The organism is Streptomyces sirii (genome assembly GCF_045690365.1).
Classification (GTDB): Bacteria; Actinomycetota; Actinomycetes; order Streptomycetales; family Streptomycetaceae; genus Streptomyces; species Streptomyces sirii.
On record NZ_CP147982.1, the window covers coordinates 7,802,913 to 7,823,622 of the forward strand.

A 20,710-nucleotide genomic window follows, 5' to 3' on the forward strand; every position below is an offset into this window, starting at 1 on the left:
TCACCCAGAACGCGGCATCGACCGACCGGGCTCAGCGCCCGTCAGCAGGATCACCTCCAGCGTCCGCGGCCCGTGCACCCCCTCCACCCGGTCCAGTTCGATGTCGCTGGTGGCGGAGGGGCCGGAGATCCAGGTCTGCGGACGCTCGGGAGCCAGCCGCCCCAGCGCCTCCGGCACCGAGTCGACGACCTGGTCCGGGACGCGGACGACACAGAGGTGATGGTCGGGCACCAGCGTGATCCGCCGTCTTCCCTGGTCCGGACCGGCGTCCAGAACCAGGGTGCCGGTCTCCGCGACGGCCACCGCACACCCCGTCACCACACTGTCCACGGCGTCCAGTTCGCGCGGTGTGTCCGTGGCCCGGTCCTCGACGAGGGTGACGCCGGAGTCGGCCGACGCCGCCAGCCATGCCGCCTCCAGTCCCGGCGGCGCCAGCACCGTCCGCGCCCCCCGCTCGGCCAGCAGCCGGTGGATCAGCGCCGGCAGCCCGCCGGGGTCGCTGCGGTGCACGATCGCCCGGTAGTCGGCGAGGTTCTCCGCGAGCAGATCGACCCTCTGCGCGGGCGTCCGGGACCCGTGCACCCGGTGGTAGTCGCGGACGACCGGCGGATCGCCGGGCCCGCCCGCCCGCTGCCCGCGCGGCGCCTCCGCCAGTGCCCGGCGCACCCGCCCCAACACCACGTCCCGGCTGCTCACTTGGACTCACCTCGCTCCGCGGACCCGTTAGGCGATGCCTCCCGGGTGCGCTGCCACCAGTCGCGGAAGGACTCGGCCGGCACCGCCGGCAGCTCGCGGGTCCTGGACCAGGCGCGCCCCGGTCCCGGCAGCCGCCGTGGATGGAGCCGCCGGGTGCGGGCCGCCAGCCGCATCCCGCCCCGCAGCGCGCCCGGATGGTCGAACGCCCAGGCCGCCGCGCGCATCGCGGCCCGCTCCGCGGCATGCCCCTTGGCCGGTTTGAGCACGGCCCGGGTGCCGCTCCGGGTGACCGGCCCGCCCTCCACCACCCGTTCGCGCAGATGCACCAGCACCTCGGGGATGTCGATGGCGACCGGGCACACCTCGTAGCAGGCCCCGCACAACGAGGAGGCGTACGGCAGCGAGGCCTCCAACGGGCCCTGAATTCCGCGCAGTTGGGGGGTGAGGATGGCGCCGATGGGGCCCGGATAGGGGGAGCCGTACGCATGCCCGCCGGCCCGCTCGTACACCGGGCAGACGTTCAGGCAGGCCGAGCAGCGGATACAGCGCAGCGCCTGTCGTCCGACGGTGTCGGCCAGGGTGTCACTGCGCCCGTTGTCGAGCAGTACGAGGTGGAAGGTCCGCGGCCCGTCGCCGTCCGTCGTGCCCGTCCACGTGGAGGTGTAGGGGTTCATCCGCTCCGCGGTGGACGAGCGCGGCAGCAGCTGGAGGAAGATCTCCAGGTCCTGCCAGGTCGGGACCACCTTCTCGATGCCGACCACGGAGATCAGGGTCTCGGGCAGGGTCAGACACATCCGCCCGTTGCCCTCGGACTCCACGACCACCAGTGTGCCGGTCTCGGCGACCATGAAGTTGGCGCCGGAGATCCCGACCTTGGCGGACAGGAACTTCTCCCGCAGATGCAGCCGCGCCGCCTCCGCCAGCTCGGCGGGGGAGTCGGACAGCCCCTCGGGCGCCGGACGCCCCCAACTTCCCATCTCGCGGCGGAAGATGTCGCGGATCTCGGCGCGGTTGCGGTGGATCGCCGGGACCAGGATGTGCGACGGCAGATCATCGCCGAGCTGCACGATCAGCTCGGCCAGATCCGTCTCGTACGCCCGGATGCCGGCCTTCGCCAGCGCCTCGTTCAGCCCGATCTCCTGCGTGGCCATCGACTTGACCTTGACCACCTCGCGCTCGCCGGTCTCCCGCACCAGCTCGGTGACGATCCGGTTGGCCTCCTCGGCGTCCGCCGCCCAGTGGACCCGGCCGCCCGCGGTGGTGACCGCGGTCTCCAGCTGCTCCAGATAGTGGTCGAGCCGGCGCAGCGTACGGTCCTTCACCGCGGCGCCCGCGGCCCGCAACTGCGGCCAGTCGTCCAGCTCGGCCACCGCCTTGGCCCGCTTGTCGCGGATGGTGTGGGTGGCATGGGTGAGGTTGGCGCGCAACCGGGCGTCGCGGGTGGAGTCCTCCGCGGCCCGGGGGAACGCCGGCATGCCCAGATACGTGCCGCTCACCACACGCTCCCTTCCGTACTGGCCAGGATCTCGGCGATATGGACCGGGCGGACCGTCGAGCCCTGCCGGGCGAGGGTGCCGCCGATGTGCAGCAGACAGGAGTTGTCGACGGTGCAGACCGCCTCGGCGCCGGTGCCGAGGACATGGCGGACCTTGTCCGCGCCCATCGCCGCCGACACCGCCGGATTCTTCACCGCGAAGGTGCCGCCGAAGCCGCAGCACTCCTCGGCGCCCGGCAGCTCCCGCAACCGAAGCCCTCCGACCCGTGCGAGCAGCCGCCGCGGCCGGTCGCCCAGCCCCAGCATCCGCAGACCGTGGCAGGTGGGGTGGTAGGTGACCGTATGCGGGTAGTAGGCGCCGACGTCCTCCACCTTGAGCACATCCACCAGGAACTCGGTCAGCTCATACGTCTTGGGCACCGCGAGCGCCGCCGCCTCGGCCAGCTCCCGGCCGCGCCCCTCGGCGGCGGCCTTCGCCCCGATCCGCGGATAGTTGTCCCGCACCATCGCCGCGCACGAACCGGACGGGGTGACGACGTAGTCGTAGTCCCGGAACGCCCGGTCGAAGCGGCGCACCAGCGGCTCGGTCGCGTGCCGGTAGCCGGTGTTGAACTGCGGCTGGCCGCAGCAGCTCTGCTCGGTGGGGAAGTCGACGTCCACCCCCAGCCGCTCCAGCAGGGTCACCACCGCCTGGCCGGTCCGGGGATGGAGCATGTCGTTGATGCAGGTGACGAACAGTGCTACCCGCACGTTGCCATCTCCTTTCGGTCTCCTTTCGGCCGCCATGGACTCTGGCGGAGACCCGCCTCACCGGTACATGATCACCTGACGGCTCATCCTGCCCCAGCAGCAGGCCCAGGAGAAGAACCGGGAGCGGAGGACCATGTCGAGCGCCGAGCGATTGACCGAGGGCCGGACACCCGATGACGGCGCCCGCCCGCCGTCGCGGCTGCGGCAACTGGCCGCGGCCTCCGTCGGCAACGCCGTCGAGTGGTACGACTGGTACGCCTACTCCTTCCTGGCGGTCTACTTCGCCGAGCAGGTCTTCCCCGCAGACACCGGAAACTCCCTGGTGCCACTGCTGTCGACCTTCGCCGTCTTCGCGGTCGGCTTCTTCATGCGGCCGGTCGGCGGGCTGCTGATGGGCGCGGTCGCCGACCGGCGCGGCCGGCGGAGCGCGCTGACCGTCACCATCCTGCTGATGGGCGCCGGCAGCCTGCTGGTCGCCGTCACACCCACCTACGCGGCGACCGGAGTCCTGGCGCCCCTGGTCCTGGTCATCGCGCGCCTGGTCCAGGGTCTGTCGGTGGGCGGTGAGTTCGCGGCGTCCACGACCTTCCTCGTCGAATCGGCGGGACCGGGGCGGCGCGGACTGTTCTCCAGCTTCCAGTACGTCTCCACGACCCTCGGCCAGCTGCTGGCCTCCGGGACCGCGGCGCTGCTGGCGGCGGTGCTCACCGAGCGGGAGATGGGCCAGTGGGGCTGGCGGGTCGCGTTTTTGATCGGTGCGCTGCTGAGCCTGCTGGGACTGTGGATCCGGCGCGGTGCCCAGGAGACCCGCAGTTCCGAGCAGCGGGCCGCCGAACGGCCCGGCCTCTTCGAGGCGCTGCGCCGCCATCCCCGCCAGTCCCTGCTGATCTGCGGTATCACCGCGGGCGGCACCATCGCCTACTACACCTGGACCACCTACCTCCCCACCTACGCGCAGGTCAACGCCGGTTTCGACAAGGGCGATTCGCTCACCGTGGGCACCGTCTCGCTCGCCTTCTTCGCGCTGCTCCAGCCGCTCGGCGGGATGCTGTCGGACCGCATCGGCCGCAAACCGCTGCTGCTCGGCTTCTCCCTGGGCTTCGCGGTCCTGGCGGTGCCGCTGCTGCACCTGGTCACCGATGCGTTCCTCTCGCTGCTGCTGGTGCAGTGCGCGGGCATGGTGCTGCTGACCGGATACACCTCGGTCGCCGCGGCCGTGAACGCCGAGGTGTTCCCGGCGCGGGTGCGGGCCGCCGGCATCGGCTTCCCGTACTCCCTGACCGTCGCCCTCTTCGGCGGCACCGCCCCTTACGTCGGCACGTGGTTCAAGCAGGCCGGCCACGCCGACCTCTTCCCCTGGTACGTGGCGGCGCTGTGCCTGGTGTCCTTCGTGGTGTACCTGACGCTGCCCGAGACCTCCCGGCAGAAGCTGGAGACCTGAAGTACGGCGGACACACGGAGCGCCGCCCCTCCCGGGACAGGGAGGGGCGGCGCTCCGTGCTGTGAGGTCCGTCAGACCAGCCAGCCGACAATGTGGACGATGCCGGCGATCACGCTGGTGAGGATGTCGTTCATCTGGGTTGTTCTCCTTGAGAAAGTCATGCGTTGTGGGACCAACTCTCCGGCCCAGCAAGGGATATCGACCGGAGGCGCGGTGACGGTCTGCAGCCCGTCGCTTGCGCCCCGTAAGCATCACCCGACGCGGTGTTCCCCCGGAACCCCCTCCGGTATCGATCATGCTTTCCAGTGAACACTCGTTCTCGTGTTCGTTTTCGATCATGTAAACGTGTGAAGTCCGAACTAGTGGCGGAATCCTGAACCGTTCGGTCTGGTGGTGATATCCCGTTTGCGGCAACTGCCGGACGTATGACGGCATAGCGGGCGCGATATGCGTGACCTTTCTCATTGCCGAGGTCATTTTCTATTCCCGGGGCGGTTCCGTACTCCGGAATTGACGGGGAATCAGAGGTGTCGGTGCCGGGTGATGGCGGACATTTGCCCGGCCGCCGGGTCACGGAACTCGCCGGTAACGCAACCATGCGTCGAGAAGTCCGCATTTCTGCCCGGATTCGGGTGCGACTGTGTCCGATTTTCACAAGACGATCACCTGCTACCGTCCATCGCCGCGAACCGAAAACGCGAAAGGAAACTCCGTGGGCCACATCCACCACTTCAGTGCGGGCTGGGTATCCCCGGTCCTCGCCTATGCGATGGCGTGCGTAGGATCCGCCCTCGGACTGCGCTGCACGGTAAGGGCGCTGGCCGCCGAAGGCCGCTCGCGCCGCAATTGGCTGCTGACCGCCTCGGTCGCCATCGGCGCCGGCATCTGGACCATGCATTTCATCGCGATGCTCGGATTCGGCGTCACCGGCAGCCCGATCCGCTACGACGTCCCGCTGACCGTGCTCAGCCTGCTGGTCGCCGTGGTGGTCGTCGGCGCCGGGGTCTTCACCGTCGGCTACGGCGCCGCCCGGCTGCGCTCCCTGCTACTCGGCGGCCTGGGCACGGGCGTGGGCGTCGCGGCCATGCACTACCTGGGCATGGCCGCCCTGCGCCTGCACGGGAACGTCGGCTACGACCCGCTCCTGGTCGCGCTCTCCGTCGCGATCGCCGTCGCCGCGGCGACGGCCGCCCTGTGGGCCGCGCTCAGCGTGCGGGGCGCGGCCGGCGCGGCCATCGCCTCTCTGGTGATGGGGCTCGCCGTCACCAGCATGCACTACACCGGAATGGCCGCCGTGAACATCGACCTGACGCCCACCCGGGCGCCGGTGGCCGGCGCCACCGCAATGGAATTCATCTTTCCGCTGACCGTCCTGCTCGGTTCTTCCCTCTTCCTCACCGTCGCCTTTGTCGCACTGTCGCCAACCGCCCAGGAGCGGGCCGCCTCCGCCTCCGCCGAATCGTTCCGCGAGGCCGAACTCCCCACTTCTCCCTGACCTTTGAGGAATTCATGCGCGTACGACAGAACCCGGATCGTTCCGGGGGTGAAAGAGGTACCCCGCCACCCGGTTCCGGGACCGGAAGCACGCTCCCGGCGGTTGTCGGATCCGACCCCGAAACCGGCCCCAAGTCCGCTAATTGGAGCGGGAATTACGGCGCCCGCGTCCATCTCCCGCTGATGCCCCGATCCGTACGGTCGAAGATCGTCGCGCTGCTGATGGTCCCGGTGGTGTCCCTTATCGCCCTGTGGGCCTTCGCCACGGTCACCTCCGCGCGGAACGTCTCCGATCTCGACCGGATCAAGGAGATCGACGCCACCCTCGTGGCGCCGGTCGGCAACTTCGCCGCCGCCGTACAGGACGAGCGCAGCGCCGCCGCCCGCGCCCTCGCCGCCCCGAGCGCCGCACGCCAACAGACGCTGCGCGACCGCCAGCGGGCCACCGACGCAGCCGTCACGGCCCTCAGGGACGGCGTCAACGCGGGCAGCGCCGACGCGGAGGGCGTCGACCCCGATCTGCCCGGCCGGATCGACCGGTTGATGCGCGACGCGCACGGGCTGTCCGCGCTGCGTGCACAGCGGACCGCGACCGGGGCCGCCGCGGACCGTGCCGTCGCCCGCTACACCGACATCGTCGACCACGGCCTGGCCACCGTCGGGGCCCTGACCGGCCTGCAGAACCCGGCCGGCAGCTCGGAGCTGCGCGTCGTCCTGGAACTCGCCCGCGCCCGGGAGGCCATCGCCCGCGAGGACGCGGTGCTCGGCGCCGCCCAGGTCTCCGGACGGATGTCGTCCGACGGGTTCGACTCCTTCACCGGTGCCGTGCACACCCAGCGCGAGACGTTCGCCGCCGCGGTCGACGACCTGCGGCCCGAGGACGCCGCGGCCTACCACCGGATCCTCGGCGGTCCGACCTATCGCGCCCTGCGGGCCGCCGAGGACGCCGTACGGCACGCCGGCCCGGGCAGCCCCGCCGCCACGGCCGTCACCGCCACCCAGTGGAGCGAGACGAACGGCAAGGTGCTGCGCGAACTGCGGGCGGCGCAGCGGTCGGCGAGCACCGAGGCGGCCCGCGACGCCGCCCCGCTGTCCTTCGCCACCCTCGGCGGATCCGGCCTCGCCGTCGTCCTGGGGCTCGCCGGTGTGCTGCTCTCCCTGCTGATCTCCGTCAAGATCGGTCGCCGGCTCGTCGTGGAGCTGGAGGAACTGCGCAACTCCGCCCTGCGGATCGCCGGCCACGACCTGCCCCGGTCGCTGCGGCAGCTGTACGCGGGCAAGCCCGTCGACATCGACACCCTCGCCCCGCCCGGAGCCGACCGCGGCGCCGGCCGGGACGAAGTGGGCCAGGTCGGCGAGGCCATGGTGGCGGTGCACCGCGCCGCGCTCCGGGCCGCCGCCGACCGCGCCGCCGCGCTCAGCGGTATCTCCGGCGTCTATGTGAGCCTCGCTCGCCGCAGCCAGCTGCTGCTGCACCGTCAGCTCGCCCTGCTGGACACCATGGAGCGCCGTACCGAGGACCCGGTGGAGCTGGAGGACCTCTTCCGGCTCGACCACCTCACCACCCGGATGCGGCGGCACGCCGAGAGCCTGATCATCCTCTCCGGTGCCGCGCCCGGCCGCGGCTGGCGCTACCCCGTTCCGCTGCTGGACGTGGTGCGGGCCGCGGTCGCCGAGGTCGAGGACTTCGCCCGGGTCGAGGTGCTCGGCGTCGCCGAGGCCCGGCTGACCGGTGGCGCGGTCGCCGATGTCACCCACCTGCTGGCCGAACTCGTCGAGAACGCGGTGATGTTCTCCCCGCCGCACACCAAGGTGCGGGTGCACGCCGAACGCGTGGGCACGGGCATCGCGCTGGAGATCCAGGACCGCGGGCTCGGCATGGGCAAGGAGGCGCTGCAGGAGGCCAACCGCCGCATCGCGGACGCCGATGAGGTCGACCTCCTCGACACCGAGCAACTCGGCCTCTTCGTGGTCAACCGGCTCGCCCACCGCCAGCACGTACAGGTGACGCTGCAGCCGTCGGTGTACGGCGGCGTCACGGCCGTGGTGCTGCTGCCCGACGCCCTGCTGGCCGAGGGGGACGACGACCCGGCGGAGGACGAGGGGGAGGGGGCGCCGGAGACGGCGTCGCCGTTCCGCCGACGGCCCCCCGTCGTACGGGCGCTGGGTCCCGCGACCGGCCGGCGCGGCGCGCTCCCGCCGGCGCCGCCCTCGCCGATCTCGCCGGCTTCGCCGTTCCCGGCGCCGATCCCCCCGCTCCCACCGCACCCGCCGACGCCACCCCCGCCGGTCCGGCCCGTGCCGGACACCGCCCCCGCCCCCGTCCCCGCGCCGATCGCCCCTCCGGAGCCCGCCATGCCGAAGGCCGACCCCGCGGAGGCCGACCCCGCGGAGCCCGCCACCGCCGGCCCCGCGTCCGCGGAGCCCGACGTGGTCCTGCCCCGCCGCGTCCGGCAGGCGAGCCTCGCGCCCGCGCTGCGCGGGACCCCGCAGCAGCAGCGACCCGAGTGGGTTCCCCGTACCGAGGGCACCCCCGCGCCGCGCCGCTCCCCGGAGCAGGCCCGCGCCACCATGGCGTCCCTGCGCGCCGGCTGGACCCGTGGCCGCGACGCCACCCACCGGCCACCGCAGGGCCGTCCCCCGCACGACGACCGGCCGTACGACGGTGCCGAGCAGCAGCCGTCCCGAGGAGAAGAGACCCCATGACCGCCGACCAGCACCCGCACCTCTCCGGTGAACTCAACTGGCTTCTCGACGACTTGGTCTCCCGGGTACACGCGATCCGCTGCGCCGTGGTCCTCTCCGGCGACGGCCTGCCCGTCGGTACGTCGAGCGGCCTGACCCGTGACGACAGCGAGCGGTTCGCCGCCATCGCCTCCGGCTTCCACAGCCTCGCCAAGGGAGCCGGCCGGCACTTCGCGGCCGGCCAGGTCATCCAGACCATGGTCGAGCTGGAAGGCGGCTTCCTCTTCGTCGTGGCGGCGGGAGACGGGTCGTGCCTGGGGGTGTTCGGCGACGCCGAGGCCGATGTCGGCCTGGTCGCCTACGAGATGGCCCGGCTCGTCAAGCGGGTCGGTGAACACCTCGGCACGCCCGAGCGGGCCGGAGGCGGAGTGACCGGCCGCCCATGACCGACTCCACCCCGCACTGGTACGACGACGAAGCGGGGCCGATGGTCCGGCTCTACGCGATGACCGCGGGACGGGCCCGGCCGAGCAGCGCGGCCTTCGAGCTGATGGCCCTGGTGCAGGCGGATCGCGGCCCCGACGGCACCGATCCTCCCGTGCTCTCGCCCGAGCAGCACGCGATCCTCGCGCTGTGCGGTGACCGTCCCCGCCCGGTGGCCGAGATCGCCTCCGACTCCGGACTGCCCCTCGGTGTGGCCCGTGTGCTGCTGAGCGATCTGCTCGCGGCGGAACTGATCCGCGTCAACCCCCCGGTGCCGCCCGCCCAGTTGCCCGACGCGCACATTTTGAAGGAAGTGATCGATGGACTCCGCGCGCTGTGACGCCTTGCGCTCCGACTCCTTCATGGCCCTGAAGATCCTGGTGGCCGGAGGGTTCGGGGTCGGCAAGACGACGCTGGTCGGCTCGGTCAGCGAGATCCGTCCGCTCAGCACGGAGGAACGGCTCACCGAGGCCGGCCGCCCGGTCGACCGGCTCGACGGCGTGGAGGACAAGACCACCACGACCGTGGCGATGGACTTCGGCCGGATCACCCTCCACGACGACCTGGCGCTGTACCTGTTCGGCACTCCGGGACAGAACCGCTTCTGGTTCCTGTGGGACGAGCTGGCGCAGGGCGCGCTGGGTGCCGTGGTGCTGGCCGACACCCGCCGGCTGGCCGACAGCTTCTCGGCCATCGACTACTTCGAGCACCGCGGCATCCCGTTCGTGGTGGCCGTCAACTGCTTCGACGGCGCCCGCGCGCACCGGCCCGAGGAGGTGGCACGGGCCCTGGACCTCGACCCCGGCACCCCCGTGCTGCTGTGCGACGCCCGCGACCGCACGTCCTGCAAGGAGGTGCTGATCGGCCTCGTGGAGCACGCGGCGTCGTCATACGAGGCGCGGCTCCAAGGCGTGTGAGGCCCCGGTGGGCGGGCGGGTGCGGCACCTCTGGTGTACCGCACCCGCCCGCCCACCGGGACTGATCACCCGGCGGCCGGCGCCGGCTCGCGCGCCGGCAGCCGGCGGATGTCCCGTACCGCGGCCCGGCCCGCCCGGTTGGCGCCGATGGTGCTCGCCGACGGCCCGTATCCCACCAGGTGCACCCGCGGGTCGCGCACCGCACGGGTGCCCGCCATGTGTATGCCGCCGCCCGGCTCGCGCAGCTTCAGCGGGGCGAGATGGTCGATGGCGGCGCGGAACCCGGTCCCGTACAAGATCGTGTCGGCCTCGACCGTGCGCCCGTCCGGCCAGCTCACCCCGGCGGGCGTGATCCGCTCGAAGAGCGGCAGCCGCTCCAGCACACCGCTCTCGCGAGCCCGCCGGATCGCGTCCGTCATCGGCAACCCGGTCACGCTCACCACGCTCCGCGGCGGCAAGCCCCGCCTGACCCGCTCCTCGACCAGGGCGACCGCGGCCCGGCCCTCGACCTCGCCGAACGGGCCCTCGCGGAAGACCGGCGGCCGGCGCGTCACCCACGTCGTGGCCGCCGCCACCGGAGCGATCTCCAGCAACTGCTGTACGGCCGAGGTCCCGCCGCCCACCACCACGACCCGCGCCCCGCGGAACGTCTCCGGCCCGGTGTACTGGGAACTGTGCAACTGCCGTCCGCCGAACGTCTCCTGCCCGGGGAACCGCGGCCAGAACGGCCGGTCCCACGTACCGGTGGCATTGATCAGCGCCCGCGTCGCATACGGCCCCTGTGAGGTCTCGACGAGCAGCCGCCCGCCCTCGCCCTCGCGCACCGCCAGTACGCTCACCGGCCGGTGCACCCGCAGCCCGAAGGTCTGCTCGTAGCCGTCGAAGTACGCGCCGATCACCTCGGACGACGGCCGCCGCGGATCGGCGCCGGTCAGCTCCATCCCCGGCAGCGCGTGCATCCCGTGCACCTTGTCGTACGTCAGCGTCGGCCACCGGAACTGCCAGGCACCGCCGGGCCGCGGAGAGTGATCGAGCACCACGAGGTCCCGGTCCGGTTCATACCCCGCCCGCCGCAGATGGAAGGCCGCGGCCAGCCCCGCCTGCCCGGCCCCGACCACCACGACCTCGACCGCACGCACCCCGGTGTAGTTCATGCTTCTACTAACTGGGGGAGGAGGGGATCTCTTCCCGGGCTCCCGGGCAGGCGTTCCGCCGGGGCCGCCGACGCGAGACCGAGGGCCGCGGAGATCCCGGCGCGAGGGATCTCCGCGTACCACGCCCCGCCTCAGCGACCCCCGGCGATCAGCAGCGGCGCGCCGCCCGGTGCGGACGCCGGCCGGCCGTTGGCGGCCGGTACGCCCGCCAACGGCGGTGGTCCGGCGTCCAGCAGACCACGGGCGGCGAGCTCCGGCCGTACCCCCTCACCGAACCAGTACGCCTCCTCCAGGTGCGGATAGCCGGACAGCACGAAGTGCTCGACGCCCAGGGAGTGGTACTCCTCGATCCGGTCGGCCACCTCGGCATGGCTGCCGACCAGCGCCGTGCCCGCGCCACCGCGCACCAGCCCCACCCCCGCCCACAGGTTGGGCGAGATCTCCAGCCGGTCGCGCGAGCCGCCGTGCAGCGCCAGCATCCGCTGCTGACCCACCGACTCGCTCTTGCCCAGCGCCTGCTGGGCGGCCGCGACCGTCTGCGGATCCAGGTCGTCCAGCAGCCGCCCGGCGGTCGCCCAGGCCTCCTTGGAGGAGTCCCGCGAGATCGTGTGCAGCCGGATCCCGAACCGGACCGTACGGCCCTCCTTCTCCGCCAGCCCCCGGATCCAGTCGGTCTTCTCCTTCACCTGCTCGGGAGGCTCGCCCCACGTCAGGTACACATCCACGTTCCGGGCGGCGACCGGCCCCGCGGCCGCCGACGACCCACCGAAGAAGATCTGCGGCAGCGGGTCCGGCGGCAGCGCCGTCAGCCCGCCCTCGACCTGATAGTGCTCGCCCCGGAAGTCGAACGGCTCGCCACTCCAGACACCCCGTACGACCTGCAGAAACTCATCCGTACGGGCATACCGGCGATCGTGGTCGAGGTGATCACCGAACCGCTTCTGCTCGGTCGAGTCACCGCCGGTGACCACATTCAGCAGCAGCCGCCCGCGCGAGATCCGCTGATAGGTCGCGGCCATCTGCGCGGCCAGCACCGGCGAGATCACCCCCGGCCGGAACGCGACCAGGAACTTCAGCCGCTCGGTGACCTGGGTGAGCGCGACCGTCGTCAGCCAGGCGTCCTCGCACCACGTCCCGGTCGGTGTGAGCACCGCCTCGAAGCCCAACTGCTCGGCGGCCTTGGCGATCTGGGCCAGATACTCGATGTCCGGGGCCCGTACCCCGCTCACCGGGGTGATGCGGTCCCGCCGGATGCCGCCGTCGGTGTAGGCGTGCCGGTCGACGAGCGTCCGCCCGTCGCCGCCGGTCGGCAGGAACCAGTGCAGGTGTACGGACATCTCACTCGGCCTTTCCGTAGGTACGCGGCGCCGTGGTCGACGGCGGCAGATCACCGTTGAAGCGGGGGTCGACGAACGCCCCGAAGTCGTAGGAGCGGGGGATCAGCTTCAGCGCGGCGAACGTGTCGACGATTCGCTGCTCGGAGTCGACGGCAGCCTCGTCCACGGCGACCGTGACCGCCGTTCCCCGGGTGCGCTTGACCGCGTCCAGCGCCACCTTCTCCGGCAGCCCGGTCTCCTTGGCCCAGGCCTTCGCCCAGACCGCGGGGTGCTTGAACACCCAGTTCTGCGCCCGTCGCAGCCGGTCGGTGTAGTCCTTGAGCGCCGCGGCCTTCTCCTTGTCGTCCAGCGCGGACGGCGCGGCGACCTGGAAGCTCAGACCGTTGACGACCCCCTGCCCCGTGGTCAGCACCCGCGCATCGGCCTGGTCCAGCGCCTGCGAGGTGTACGGGTCCCAGACCGCCCAGGCGTCCACCTTCCCCCGGGTGAACGCGGCCAGCGCATCGGCCGGCTGAAGGTAGTTGAGCCGGACGTCCTTGGGGGACAGCCCTGCCTTCTTCAGTGAGGCGACGAGCTGGTAGTTCGCCGAGCTGCCCTGCGTCACCGCGATCGACTTGCCCTTGAGCTGCGCCGGCCGCTTGAGCGGGGAGTCCTTCTTCACCAGGATCGCCTCGCCGTCGGACCGGCTGTGCGCCCCGGCGATCACCTTGATCTTCGACTTCGCCGCGGCGGCGAACACGGGCGGGGTGTTGCCGACCGCGCCCACGTCCACGGCCCCCGCGTTGATCGCCTCCAGCAGCGGCGGCCCCGAGGTGAACGTCGACCAGTTGATCTTGTACGGCAGATCGTCCAGCTCCCCGGCGGCCCGCAGCAGCGCCTCCGAACCCCCCTTCTGATCACCGACGTCGAGCGTCAGCGACCCCTTGCCGTCGCTGCCGCTACCGGTTCCCCCGCCGGCCCCGTCGGCCCGCGACGCACCACCGCAGCCGGCCAGCAGAAGAGCGAACGGGAGCAGCAGAGCGGCCGGGGTGCTGTGGCGTGTCCTCATGACGGATATCCGTTTCGGGGTGCGGTGAATGGTCCAGTGGTCGGTGGTGAGGTGATGGAGCAGCCGTCTACGCACCGTCCACTCCCAGCCGGTCGAGCAGCCGGGCGCGCAGTGCGCCGAAGCGTGGATCGGAGATGTCGCGCGGCCGCGGCAGATCCACCGTCGTCTCGTACGCGATCCGGCCGCCCTCCATCACCAGCGCCCGGTCCGCGAGCAGCAGCGCCTCCTCCACGTCATGGGTGACCAGCAGCACCGCACAGCCGCGCTCCTGCCACAGCTCGGCGACCAGCCGCTGCGCCCTGATCCTGGTCAGCGCGTCGAGAGCCCCGAACGGCTCGTCGAGCAGCAGCAGATCGGGTTCGCGCACCAGCGCACGGGCCAGCGACGCCCGCTGCGCCTCACCACCCGACAGCGTCTTGGGCCAGGCATCCGCGCGGTGTCCGAGCCCGACCTCCTCCAACGCCCTTGTCGCAGCCTCGCGTTGAACACGTCCGGGAAGCCCCAGCAGCACATTGCGCCAGACCCGCTTCCAGGGCATCAGCCGCGGCGCCTGGAACGCCACGGCCTTCCGGCGCGGCACCAGCACCTCACCCTCGATCTCCCGGTCGAGCCCGGCCAGCACCCGCAGCAGCGTCGACTTCCCGCAGCCGCTCCGGCCCAGCAGCGCCACGAACTCGCCCGGCCGAATGGTCAGTTGCAGATCGTCGATGACGGTGCGGTCACCGAAGGACCGCACCAGCCCGCCCACCGAGACGGCGTTCCCGGATTCCGCGGTGAGCGGTACCGAGATCCGCTCCTTCCCGCGGTGAGTCACTGTCCCGTGAATGTCGGTCGCCATTGCAGCAACAGCCTTTCGAGCGTACGGACGACGAAGTCGGCGATGAGTCCGAGGGCCGCGTAGACCACCAGGCACACCACGATCACATCGGTGCGGAAGAACTCCCTGGCCTGGTTCATCAGAAAGCCCAGGCCGTCATCGGCGTTGATCTGCTCACCGAAGACCAGCGCGAGCCACGCCGTGGCCAGCGAATAGCGCAACCCGGTCATGGCCCCCGGCAACGCACCCGGCAGCACCACATGCCGGATCAGTCCCCATCGGCCGAGCCCCAGCGACGTCCCCGCCTCGACCAGCTGGGCATCCACGCCGCGGATTCCGGCGTAGACATTCAGATACAGGTGAAAGGCCACACCCAGCGAAATCAGCGCGATCTTCGGCGCCTCGCCGATACCCAGCCAAATGATGAAGAGCGGAATCACGCCCACCCACGGAACCGAGCGCAGCATCTGCACCGTCGCGTCCACCAGGTCCTCGCCGAGCCGCGAAAGGCCCGAGAGGAGCGCCAGTACCACGCCCGCGACTCCGCCCAACAGCAGCCCGACGGCCACCCGTTGAAGCGACACCAGCATCGCCGACGGCAGCGTCCCGTCCGAGATCAGGTCCCCGGCAGTGGCGGCAATCGTTCCCGGCGACGCCAGAATGTCGCCCGCCAGCGCCCCGGTCGCACTGAGCACCTGCCACACCGCCACCAGCGCGACGGGACCCACCGCACGCCGCAACCACCGCGGCACCGCCACCCGCCGCCCGGACGTCGGAACCACCCGGACCAGCTCAGGCCCGCCGTCCCCGGACCCGCGTTCCGGCACATCGGGCAGCGCACGCCCGAGCACAGCCTGATCAACACTCATGAGCACTCCACAGGGCTTTTCAGCACTCCGCACAGGGAGAAAGAGAAAGAAACAGCACGCAGAAGAAGAGGGCCGGCCGATGCGCAACACGAAGCCAGTTACAAAGCCGGCCCGAGGCCGGCGCAAAGCCGGCACAACGCACTTCAGCGAATCAAGAACCCATACGCCAACTCAACAGCGCAGAAAGGGGAGCAGGCCGGAACGGAGGCGGCCCGCAGCCTCGAAGTCAGCGCTGGAGCATCAGCACGCACCGCGACGACACGCGGCGGACGCCACCCGCACCAGGTCGATATGACCGCGCGTGGTGAGCAGGGCTGAAGTAGACATGTCGCCGAACGTAGCCGTGCCGTCCGAGACGGGTCAAACGTCGTCTCGGCAGCTGGACCTTTGTTGCCGGAGCATGGATTCGGTATTGCGGGAAAGGCCGGCCGCGTTCGGCTTCCCCGACAGCCCTTAGGTACCGCTCGATCTCGGCAATCCCGCCGACGGACGGTCCCGCTCAGCTCTTGAGATAGGCCAGAACGGCCAGCACCCTGCGATTGTCGTCCGTCGACGGGCTGATCCGGAGCTTGGTGAAGATACCGGCGGTGTGCTTGGCGACGGCGCTCTCGCTGATGTGCAGACCGCTCGCGATCGCGGCGTTCGACCTGCCCTCCGCCATCAGTTCCAGTACATCGCGCTCACGTGGCGTCAGGCTCTCGATCGTGCCGCGGGCGTCACCGCGCGACAGCAGGCGGGAGATGACCTGCGGGTCCATCACCGTGCCGCCGGCGGCGACGGACCGGACCGCGTCGATGAACTGCTCGGTGTTGGTGACCCGGTCCTTGAGCAGATACCCGACGGCTCCCTCGCCCCCGGCCAGCAGCTCGTTGGCGTAGAGCTGCTCGACGTACTGGGAGAGGACGAGGACCGGCAGACCGGGGCGCCTGCGACGGGCTTCCAGGGCCACCTGCAGACCCTCGTCGGTGAAGGTCGGCGGCAGCCGCACGTCCACCACCGCGACATCCGGCGCCGGGACCTCCTCGTCGAGCAGCGCGCGCATCAGGGACGGGCCGTTGTCCACCGCCACGACCTCGCAGCCGTGCTCCCGGAGCGTGCGGGTCAGTCCGTCCCTCAGCAGGAAGAGGTCTTCGGCGAGGACAACGCGCACGGAATCTCCATCGTCACGGTGGTCGGTCCGCCCTGCGGGCTGTGCAGGGCGAGAGTGCCATCGAAGGTATCCAACCGCTGCCGCACGCCGGCCAGCCCGGTGCCCCGGGAGAGATCGGCGCCGCCGTGGCCGTCGTCGGTGACGACGATGCGCAACAGGTCGTCCTCGTGCGTCAGGGCGATATGGACCTCGCGGGCTCCGGAGTGCTTCGCCGCGTTCGTCAGCGCCTCGCTCACCGCGAAGTAGGCCGCGGACTCCACGGGAGCCGGGTGCCGGCCCGGCAGCCGCGCCGCGACATGGACGTCGAGGAAGCTGTCGAGCGCCAGCGACCGGACCGCGTCGCCCAGGCCGCGGTCGGCGAGGACCGGCGGGTGGATGCCGTGGACCAGGTCGCGCAGGTCCTGCAGGGCCCGCTCGGATGTGCCGCGGACCTCCAGCAGCAGTTCGCGGGCCGCCGCCGGGTCCTTCTCCAGCAGGCGGGTGGCCCGGTCCAGGGTCATCCCCAGGGCGACCAGCCGGGCCTGCGCGCCGTCGTGCAGATCCCGTTCGACGCGCCGCAGTTCGGCGGCCAGGGTGTCCAGGGCCCGGCCGCGGGTGTCGGTGAGCCGCTCGATCCGCCGGGTGAGCTGCGTACTGCGCGGTGCCGACAGCAGCGGCCGGCCCATCCGGGCGTGCAGGCGGAGCACGGCGGGGGCCGCGAGCAGGCCGGCGGCCATGAGGGCAAGCCCCAGGAGCAGCGCGGCGAGCATGGTCGCGGTGGTGTGCACGGGGACGAACGCGTACCAGTTGCCGTCGTCGATCAGCCGCCAGATGAAGGGCTGCACCAGCGCACCGAACGCCCCGTACTCGACCAGGGCGAGGGGCACGGCCACCAGCAGCCCGCCGGCCACCGGCTCCAGCCACGCCCACCCGAGATCGCGCCAGAACCCCTCATCGGCGAGGATCGCGCCCGACCTCTTGCGGGCGTTCGTACCAGGGTCGGCGGGCAGCGGCTCGGGCGCGTCGACACGGACGTCCGTCCAGCGGGCGATGCGCGAGCGGGAGCGGTCGGACACCGCACGCAGTGCCCGTGCGGCGGGAGGCAGCAGCAGGAAGCCGACGCCCACCGGCAACAGCAACAGCGCCAGTACCACCAACGAACCGGCCGCCGACGCCGCGAGCGCATGCAGACTCGCCAACTGGCACCGGCCGACGGCGACACAGGTGCGGGCGACGACCTCGCGCGGCTTATCGAACATCTTCCATGATCGCGGTGAGCTTAGCCGGTGCCGCCGCCGTCGCCCACCCCCGCCCGGCGCTCAGCCACGTCCACACGCCCGCCGCCATCAGACACGAGACGCCGAACAGCACCATGGGGAGCACCGTGCCGGACTCCTCGTCCATGAACAGCAGCATGCCGAGGTTGATCAGGGCGTGGAAGCCCCCCGCGAACAGCAGCTTGGACGCCCTCGCTCCTTCGAGGGCCCACCCCATCACCACCGACATGGACACCGCCGCCAGTAGGAACGCCCCCGCGTACACGGGGTGTTGTGCGAAAACCTGGACGTGCCATACGCCCCACACGATGCCGACCGCGACCGAGGCCGCCAGGGGCCCGAAACGCGTGCGCAGCAGCGGCTGCAGGAAGCAGCGCCACCCGATCTCCTCACCGCACGCGCCGATCAGCTGCGCCGAGGCGATCAGCGCGAACGGGGCATCCGGACGCGTGAACCGCACCTCCCCGCTGAGCGCCGCGTACGCGCCGGCACTCACCACGATGATCAGCGGCGCCGTCACGATCAGCAGCACCCCACGGCCACCGCGGCCCGGCAGACCGCCCGTGAGCAGGGCCCGTACGCGCCCCGGCCACAGCATCGCGGCGACCCCCACCCCGAGGGCGGGACCGAACTGCGTCAGCTGGATCACCTCGACGGGTATCCCCGTCGCGGGCTGGACCGCACCCAGCACGCCGGCGGCCAGAAACGTAACGGCGAGGAACGAGGCCATCGCCCTGAAGTCCACAGGTGTCATTCGCATGCCACCGACGATGCCGCCCCACGGGGCCGTCGCCATTGGACCTGCCTACCGGCCGGGGGTGCACCTGAGTACACCCCCGACTACGGCCCTCGACCCCATCAGGACCCACCCGGCCGAGCCGCCTCTCGGAAACCGCGCCCACTCTGAGAAGGTCCCTCCATGGCTGAGACCTTCACGACACGAGAGATCGACGTACGGACCGGCTCCCGCGAGACGGTCCACGACCTGACCCGCGAGTGCGCGTCCTTCCTACGGGACGTGGCCCGGGGCCGCGACGGGCTGCTGAACGTCTTCACCCCCCACGCCACAACGGGCGTCGCCCTGGTGGAAACGGGCGCCGGCAGCGACGAGGACCTACTGGCCGCCCTCCACGACCTCCTCCCGGCAGACGACCGCTGGCACCACAAACACGGAGCCCCCGGCCACGGCCGCGACCACGTCCTCCCCGCCCTCGTACCCCCGCATGCCACACTGCCCGTCATCGGAGGAGAACTGGCCCTCGGGACTTGGCAGTCCGTGTGCCTGGTCGACACGAACGTCGACAACCCGGATCGGCGGGTGCGGTTGAGCTTCCTCGGTTAGCGCTTCTCGCGACACGCCACCACCGGGGCGGGGCGAGCAGGTCAGCCCGTCACCGGGGTGAGGTCGGCGGCGCCGAAGGAGACGGAGAAGCGCTCGCACCAGATCACGGCGCTGCGGAACCTGGACAGATCGGTACCGGCAGGGACGGCGTAGTTCTGGTCACCCAGGTTTCCTTTGAGCTTCCCGAGCTGGACCGCTCCGTCTCCGAGCCCGGTCTTCACCGCGTCGGTGTCCCTGGGGGAGAGGTAGACCCGGACATCCGGCCCTTCGCTGGTCATGAGGTTCTCCAACCGCAGCACCTTGCCGCCGTCCGCGAGCCGGACGGTACGGGCCGTGCCGCTGGTGTCGTGCTCATGGGTGACGAAGCTGCCCTTGGCGAGGTCCTTCGCCCTTGTGTCCTCCATCGCCGACCCGACCGCGGACTCGGCTGCGGCCGGCAGGGCCTCGTTCACTGCGGTGTCGGTGAACGCCTTCCAGGGTTGGAAGAGATAGAGCCCGATGCCGGCGGCGATCACCAGCACCAGAAGAACGGGCACGACAGTACGGCGGGACACGCGGGACACCAAGACCTCCTGAAAGGGAACGGGCGGGTTGGCTGCGAGCGGCCGCCCCGTCGTGCAACCAGCCAACACGCGCGCCGCCCGCCGGGGTACCCGTGCGGCGCCCGTGTAAGACACCGGTAATCAGCCCTACGGTCGGCCGCGACCACAACCGGGTGTGCGCCGTTTCGCACTGCTTACGGGTGAACCACGAAGCCACGCCCTCGCGCCGACCGAGACTGGACGATCGCGACCGTTATTGTCAGCTCTTGTGCCGTTGAGCTGTGCGTTTGTGAACCTCAAACCCGGCGTCGGGAAGACGACGAGTGCTGTGTGGCTGGCCCACGCCCTTCATGAGTCGGGTCTGTCGCCGCTACTGGTCGACGGCGACCCGGCCGCTTCCGCGCTGCGCTGGAGCGAGTTGGCCGGTGGCTTTCCGTTTCCGGTGATCGCCCTGCCGGTGGGGGACGTCCACCGTCGCGTGAACGACTTCCTCGGCAATCGGCAGGCCGTCGTGCTCGATGCGCCCCAGCTGGAGGACCATCCCCGCATCGCCCGCAGCATCATGAGGTACGCCGGCGAGTGGATCGTGCCGGTGACCCCCGCTCCCATCGAACTGGACCGGATGGCACCCATCCTCGGCGAGATGGCGGACGTGCAGTCCCTGCGTGCCGAACCGGCCCGCACGGCGGTCCTGCTCAATCGCACCAACCGTCCCGATGCCACGCGCACCGGGCCCGATGCCGACGCTCGTGAGGCACTCACCGAGCGGGGTTTCGAAGTACTGGACACCCAGATCGCGCGGCTCGACCTGTACTCCCAGTCATTCGGGAACCCGGTCCAGGCCAAGGGCTCGGCGTACATGGACTTCGCGGAGGAACTGATCAAGCGTCAGGATGAGGTATGAGCCAGCGCAAGGACAACTACCGTGCGGCCTTGCAGCGCGGGGAGGACGTCTCCGCACCCCGCACCTCCGCCAAGGTCACCACGGTGCAGAACAGATACTTCCGGGTGACCCTTGAGGTGGAGCCCGACCTCCAAGGCGATCTGACGCGATGGGTGGGACGGCCGGTCTCCTCGGTAGTGCTCGCCGGCACGGGCCTCCTGCGTACCCTGGCCGCCACCGTGGGCAGGGTGTCTCGGCACGGAGACTAGGTTGGCCCCGCATGGCATGCGTTGGTGACGAGCTGCTGAACGCTGCCCGGGGCCGTTGGGCGATAGCCCTCGCTGGGATCGA

22 protein-coding genes are annotated in these 20,710 nt (G+C 71.3%); 9 read left to right on the plus strand and 13 right to left on the minus strand.

Features of this window, described 5'->3' with window-relative positions; all coding sequences use genetic code 11:
- From WAB15_RS34620 to WAB15_RS34630, 3 genes are read right to left on the minus strand one after another with little or no spacing between them, the layout of a single operon-like run.
- Window positions 1-696 carry a lactate utilization protein C gene (locus tag WAB15_RS34620; RefSeq protein WP_407288679.1) on the minus strand — a complete coding sequence of 232 codons (696 nt, stop codon included), beginning with the start codon at window positions 694-696 and terminating at the stop codon, window positions 1-3.
- Window positions 693-2,192, minus strand: coding sequence for a lactate utilization protein B (locus WAB15_RS34625; protein WP_407288680.1), 1,500 nt, complete (start codon window positions 2,190-2,192; stop codon window positions 693-695). Before WAB15_RS34625 ends, WAB15_RS34620 begins: the two co-directional genes overlap by 4 nt.
- Window positions 2,189-2,941 carry a (Fe-S)-binding protein gene (locus WAB15_RS34630; RefSeq protein WP_407288681.1) on the minus strand — a complete coding sequence of 251 codons (753 nt, stop codon included), beginning with the start codon at window positions 2,939-2,941 and terminating at the stop codon, window positions 2,189-2,191. Before WAB15_RS34630 ends, WAB15_RS34625 begins: the two co-directional genes overlap by 4 nt.
- Window positions 2,942-3,074: 133 nt before the next feature.
- Here WAB15_RS34630 and WAB15_RS34635 point away from each other — a divergent pair, with 133 nt between their 5' ends.
- From WAB15_RS34635 to WAB15_RS34660, 6 genes are all read left to right on the plus strand, one after another.
- Window positions 3,075-4,382 carry an MFS transporter gene (locus WAB15_RS34635; RefSeq protein ID WP_399145279.1) on the plus strand — a complete coding sequence of 436 codons (1,308 nt, stop codon included), beginning with the start codon at window positions 3,075-3,077 and terminating at the stop codon, window positions 4,380-4,382.
- A 712-nt stretch (window positions 4,383-5,094) separates the two neighbouring features.
- Window positions 5,095-5,877, plus strand: coding sequence for an MHYT domain-containing protein (locus WAB15_RS34640; protein ID WP_407288682.1), 783 nt, complete (start codon window positions 5,095-5,097; stop codon window positions 5,875-5,877).
- 182 nt (window positions 5,878-6,059) lie between these two features.
- On the plus strand, window positions 6,060-8,582 hold the full coding sequence (locus WAB15_RS34645; protein WP_407288683.1) for a nitrate- and nitrite sensing domain-containing protein: 2,523 nt from the start codon (window positions 6,060-6,062) through the stop codon (window positions 8,580-8,582).
- Window positions 8,579-9,007 carry a roadblock/LC7 domain-containing protein gene (locus WAB15_RS34650; protein ID WP_399145282.1) on the plus strand — a complete coding sequence of 143 codons (429 nt, stop codon included), beginning with the start codon at window positions 8,579-8,581 and terminating at the stop codon, window positions 9,005-9,007. The genes WAB15_RS34645 and WAB15_RS34650 overlap by 4 nt, the downstream gene beginning before the upstream one ends.
- Complete coding sequence (locus WAB15_RS34655) at window positions 9,004-9,384, plus strand: DUF742 domain-containing protein (RefSeq protein ID WP_407288684.1); 381 nt, start codon at window positions 9,004-9,006, stop codon at window positions 9,382-9,384. The genes WAB15_RS34650 and WAB15_RS34655 overlap by 4 nt, the downstream gene beginning before the upstream one ends.
- Window positions 9,365-9,961: a GTP-binding protein gene (locus WAB15_RS34660; protein ID WP_399145285.1), complete on the plus strand. Its 597-nt coding sequence runs from the start codon at window positions 9,365-9,367 to the stop codon at window positions 9,959-9,961. The genes WAB15_RS34655 and WAB15_RS34660 overlap by 20 nt, the downstream gene beginning before the upstream one ends.
- 65 nt (window positions 9,962-10,026) lie before the next feature.
- On the opposite strand, the gene WAB15_RS34665 is transcribed toward WAB15_RS34660, so the two are convergent.
- The 9 genes from WAB15_RS34665 to WAB15_RS34705 all read right to left on the minus strand — a co-directional run bounded on the left by WAB15_RS34665 (window position 10,027) and on the right by WAB15_RS34705 (window position 18,352).
- Entirely contained in the window at window positions 10,027-11,115 is a 1,089-nt protein-coding gene (locus WAB15_RS34665; RefSeq protein WP_407288685.1) for an NAD(P)-binding domain-containing protein, read from the minus strand.
- A gap of 131 nt (window positions 11,116-11,246) precedes the next feature.
- Window positions 11,247-12,452, minus strand: a complete 1,206-nt coding sequence (locus WAB15_RS34670; RefSeq protein ID WP_407288686.1) for an LLM class flavin-dependent oxidoreductase — start codon at window positions 12,450-12,452, stop codon at window positions 11,247-11,249.
- Between the two features lies 1 nt (window position 12,453).
- A complete protein-coding gene (locus WAB15_RS34675; RefSeq protein ID WP_407288687.1) occupies window positions 12,454-13,500 on the minus strand; it encodes an ABC transporter substrate-binding protein in 1,047 nt (348 codons plus the stop codon).
- Between the two features lie 67 nt (window positions 13,501-13,567).
- Window positions 13,568-14,338 carry an ABC transporter ATP-binding protein gene (locus WAB15_RS34680; RefSeq protein WP_407288688.1) on the minus strand — a complete coding sequence of 257 codons (771 nt, stop codon included), beginning with the start codon at window positions 14,336-14,338 and terminating at the stop codon, window positions 13,568-13,570.
- Window positions 14,311-15,186, minus strand: coding sequence for an ABC transporter permease (locus WAB15_RS34685; RefSeq protein WP_407288689.1), 876 nt, complete (start codon window positions 15,184-15,186; stop codon window positions 14,311-14,313). The genes WAB15_RS34680 and WAB15_RS34685 overlap by 28 nt, the downstream gene beginning before the upstream one ends.
- A gap of 240 nt (window positions 15,187-15,426) precedes the next feature.
- A complete protein-coding gene (locus WAB15_RS34690) occupies window positions 15,427-15,513 on the minus strand; it encodes a putative leader peptide (protein WP_362912427.1) in 87 nt (28 codons plus the stop codon).
- A gap of 172 nt (window positions 15,514-15,685) precedes the next feature.
- On the minus strand, window positions 15,686-16,336 hold the full coding sequence (locus tag WAB15_RS34695; RefSeq protein ID WP_399145291.1) for a LuxR C-terminal-related transcriptional regulator: 651 nt from the start codon (window positions 16,334-16,336) through the stop codon (window positions 15,686-15,688).
- Complete coding sequence (locus tag WAB15_RS34700; RefSeq protein ID WP_407288690.1) at window positions 16,300-17,574, minus strand: sensor histidine kinase; 1,275 nt, start codon at window positions 17,572-17,574, stop codon at window positions 16,300-16,302. Before WAB15_RS34700 ends, WAB15_RS34695 begins: the two co-directional genes overlap by 37 nt.
- Complete coding sequence (locus tag WAB15_RS34705; RefSeq protein ID WP_407288691.1) at window positions 17,564-18,352, minus strand: CPBP family intramembrane glutamic endopeptidase; 789 nt, start codon at window positions 18,350-18,352, stop codon at window positions 17,564-17,566. Before WAB15_RS34705 ends, WAB15_RS34700 begins: the two co-directional genes overlap by 11 nt.
- Window positions 18,353-18,511: 159 nt before the next feature.
- Between WAB15_RS34705 and WAB15_RS34710 the strand changes: the two genes are divergently transcribed.
- On the plus strand, window positions 18,512-18,934 hold the full coding sequence (locus tag WAB15_RS34710) for a secondary thiamine-phosphate synthase enzyme YjbQ (RefSeq protein WP_399145294.1): 423 nt from the start codon (window positions 18,512-18,514) through the stop codon (window positions 18,932-18,934).
- A 41-nt stretch (window positions 18,935-18,975) separates the two neighbouring features.
- Here WAB15_RS34710 and WAB15_RS34715 read toward each other — a convergent pair whose 3' ends face one another.
- Window positions 18,976-19,470 (minus strand): DM13 domain-containing protein, encoded by a 495-nt coding sequence (locus WAB15_RS34715; RefSeq protein ID WP_407288692.1) that lies wholly within the window; start codon window positions 19,468-19,470, stop codon window positions 18,976-18,978.
- A gap of 295 nt (window positions 19,471-19,765) precedes the next feature.
- Between WAB15_RS34715 and WAB15_RS34720 the strand changes: the two genes are divergently transcribed.
- Complete coding sequence (locus WAB15_RS34720) at window positions 19,766-20,380, plus strand: hypothetical protein (RefSeq protein WP_399145296.1); 615 nt, start codon at window positions 19,766-19,768, stop codon at window positions 20,378-20,380.
- Window positions 20,377-20,628, plus strand: coding sequence for a hypothetical protein (locus WAB15_RS34725; protein WP_407288693.1), 252 nt, complete (start codon window positions 20,377-20,379; stop codon window positions 20,626-20,628). Before WAB15_RS34720 ends, WAB15_RS34725 begins: the two co-directional genes overlap by 4 nt.
- The last annotated feature ends 82 nt before the right edge of the window (window positions 20,629-20,710 follow it).

What these genes read in the sequence shown, in the direction of transcription:
- WAB15_RS34635 (WP_399145279.1), top strand. Translation starts at nt 3,075, where the DNA reads ATGTCGAGCGCCGAGCGATTGACCGAGGGCCGGACACCCGATGACGGC.
- WAB15_RS34645 (WP_407288683.1), top strand. Translation starts at nt 6,060, where the DNA reads ATGCCCCGATCCGTACGGTCGAAGATCGTCGCGCTGCTGATGGTCCCG.
- WAB15_RS34650 (WP_399145282.1), top strand. Translation starts at nt 8,579, where the DNA reads ATGACCGCCGACCAGCACCCGCACCTCTCCGGTGAACTCAACTGGCTT.
- WAB15_RS34655 (WP_407288684.1), top strand. Translation starts at nt 9,004, where the DNA reads ATGACCGACTCCACCCCGCACTGGTACGACGACGAAGCGGGGCCGATG.
- WAB15_RS34660 (WP_399145285.1), top strand. Translation starts at nt 9,365, where the DNA reads ATGGACTCCGCGCGCTGTGACGCCTTGCGCTCCGACTCCTTCATGGCC.
- WAB15_RS34665 (WP_407288685.1), bottom strand. Translation starts at nt 11,115, where the DNA reads ATGAACTACACCGGGGTGCGTGCGGTCGAGGTCGTGGTGGTCGGGGCC.
- WAB15_RS34670 (WP_407288686.1), bottom strand. Translation starts at nt 12,452, where the DNA reads ATGTCCGTACACCTGCACTGGTTCCTGCCGACCGGCGGCGACGGGCGG.
- WAB15_RS34675 (WP_407288687.1), bottom strand. Translation starts at nt 13,500, where the DNA reads ATGAGGACACGCCACAGCACCCCGGCCGCTCTGCTGCTCCCGTTCGCT.
- WAB15_RS34680 (WP_407288688.1), bottom strand. Translation starts at nt 14,338, where the DNA reads ATGGCGACCGACATTCACGGGACAGTGACTCACCGCGGGAAGGAGCGG.
- WAB15_RS34685 (WP_407288689.1), bottom strand. Translation starts at nt 15,186, where the DNA reads ATGAGTGTTGATCAGGCTGTGCTCGGGCGTGCGCTGCCCGATGTGCCG.
- WAB15_RS34690 (WP_362912427.1), bottom strand. Translation starts at nt 15,513, where the DNA reads ATGTCTACTTCAGCCCTGCTCACCACGCGCGGTCATATCGACCTGGTG.
- WAB15_RS34700 (WP_407288690.1), bottom strand. Translation starts at nt 17,574, where the DNA reads ATGTTCGATAAGCCGCGCGAGGTCGTCGCCCGCACCTGTGTCGCCGTC.
- WAB15_RS34705 (WP_407288691.1), bottom strand. Translation starts at nt 18,352, where the DNA reads ATGCGAATGACACCTGTGGACTTCAGGGCGATGGCCTCGTTCCTCGCC.
- WAB15_RS34710 (WP_399145294.1), top strand. Translation starts at nt 18,512, where the DNA reads ATGGCTGAGACCTTCACGACACGAGAGATCGACGTACGGACCGGCTCC.
- WAB15_RS34725 (WP_407288693.1), top strand. Translation starts at nt 20,377, where the DNA reads ATGAGCCAGCGCAAGGACAACTACCGTGCGGCCTTGCAGCGCGGGGAG.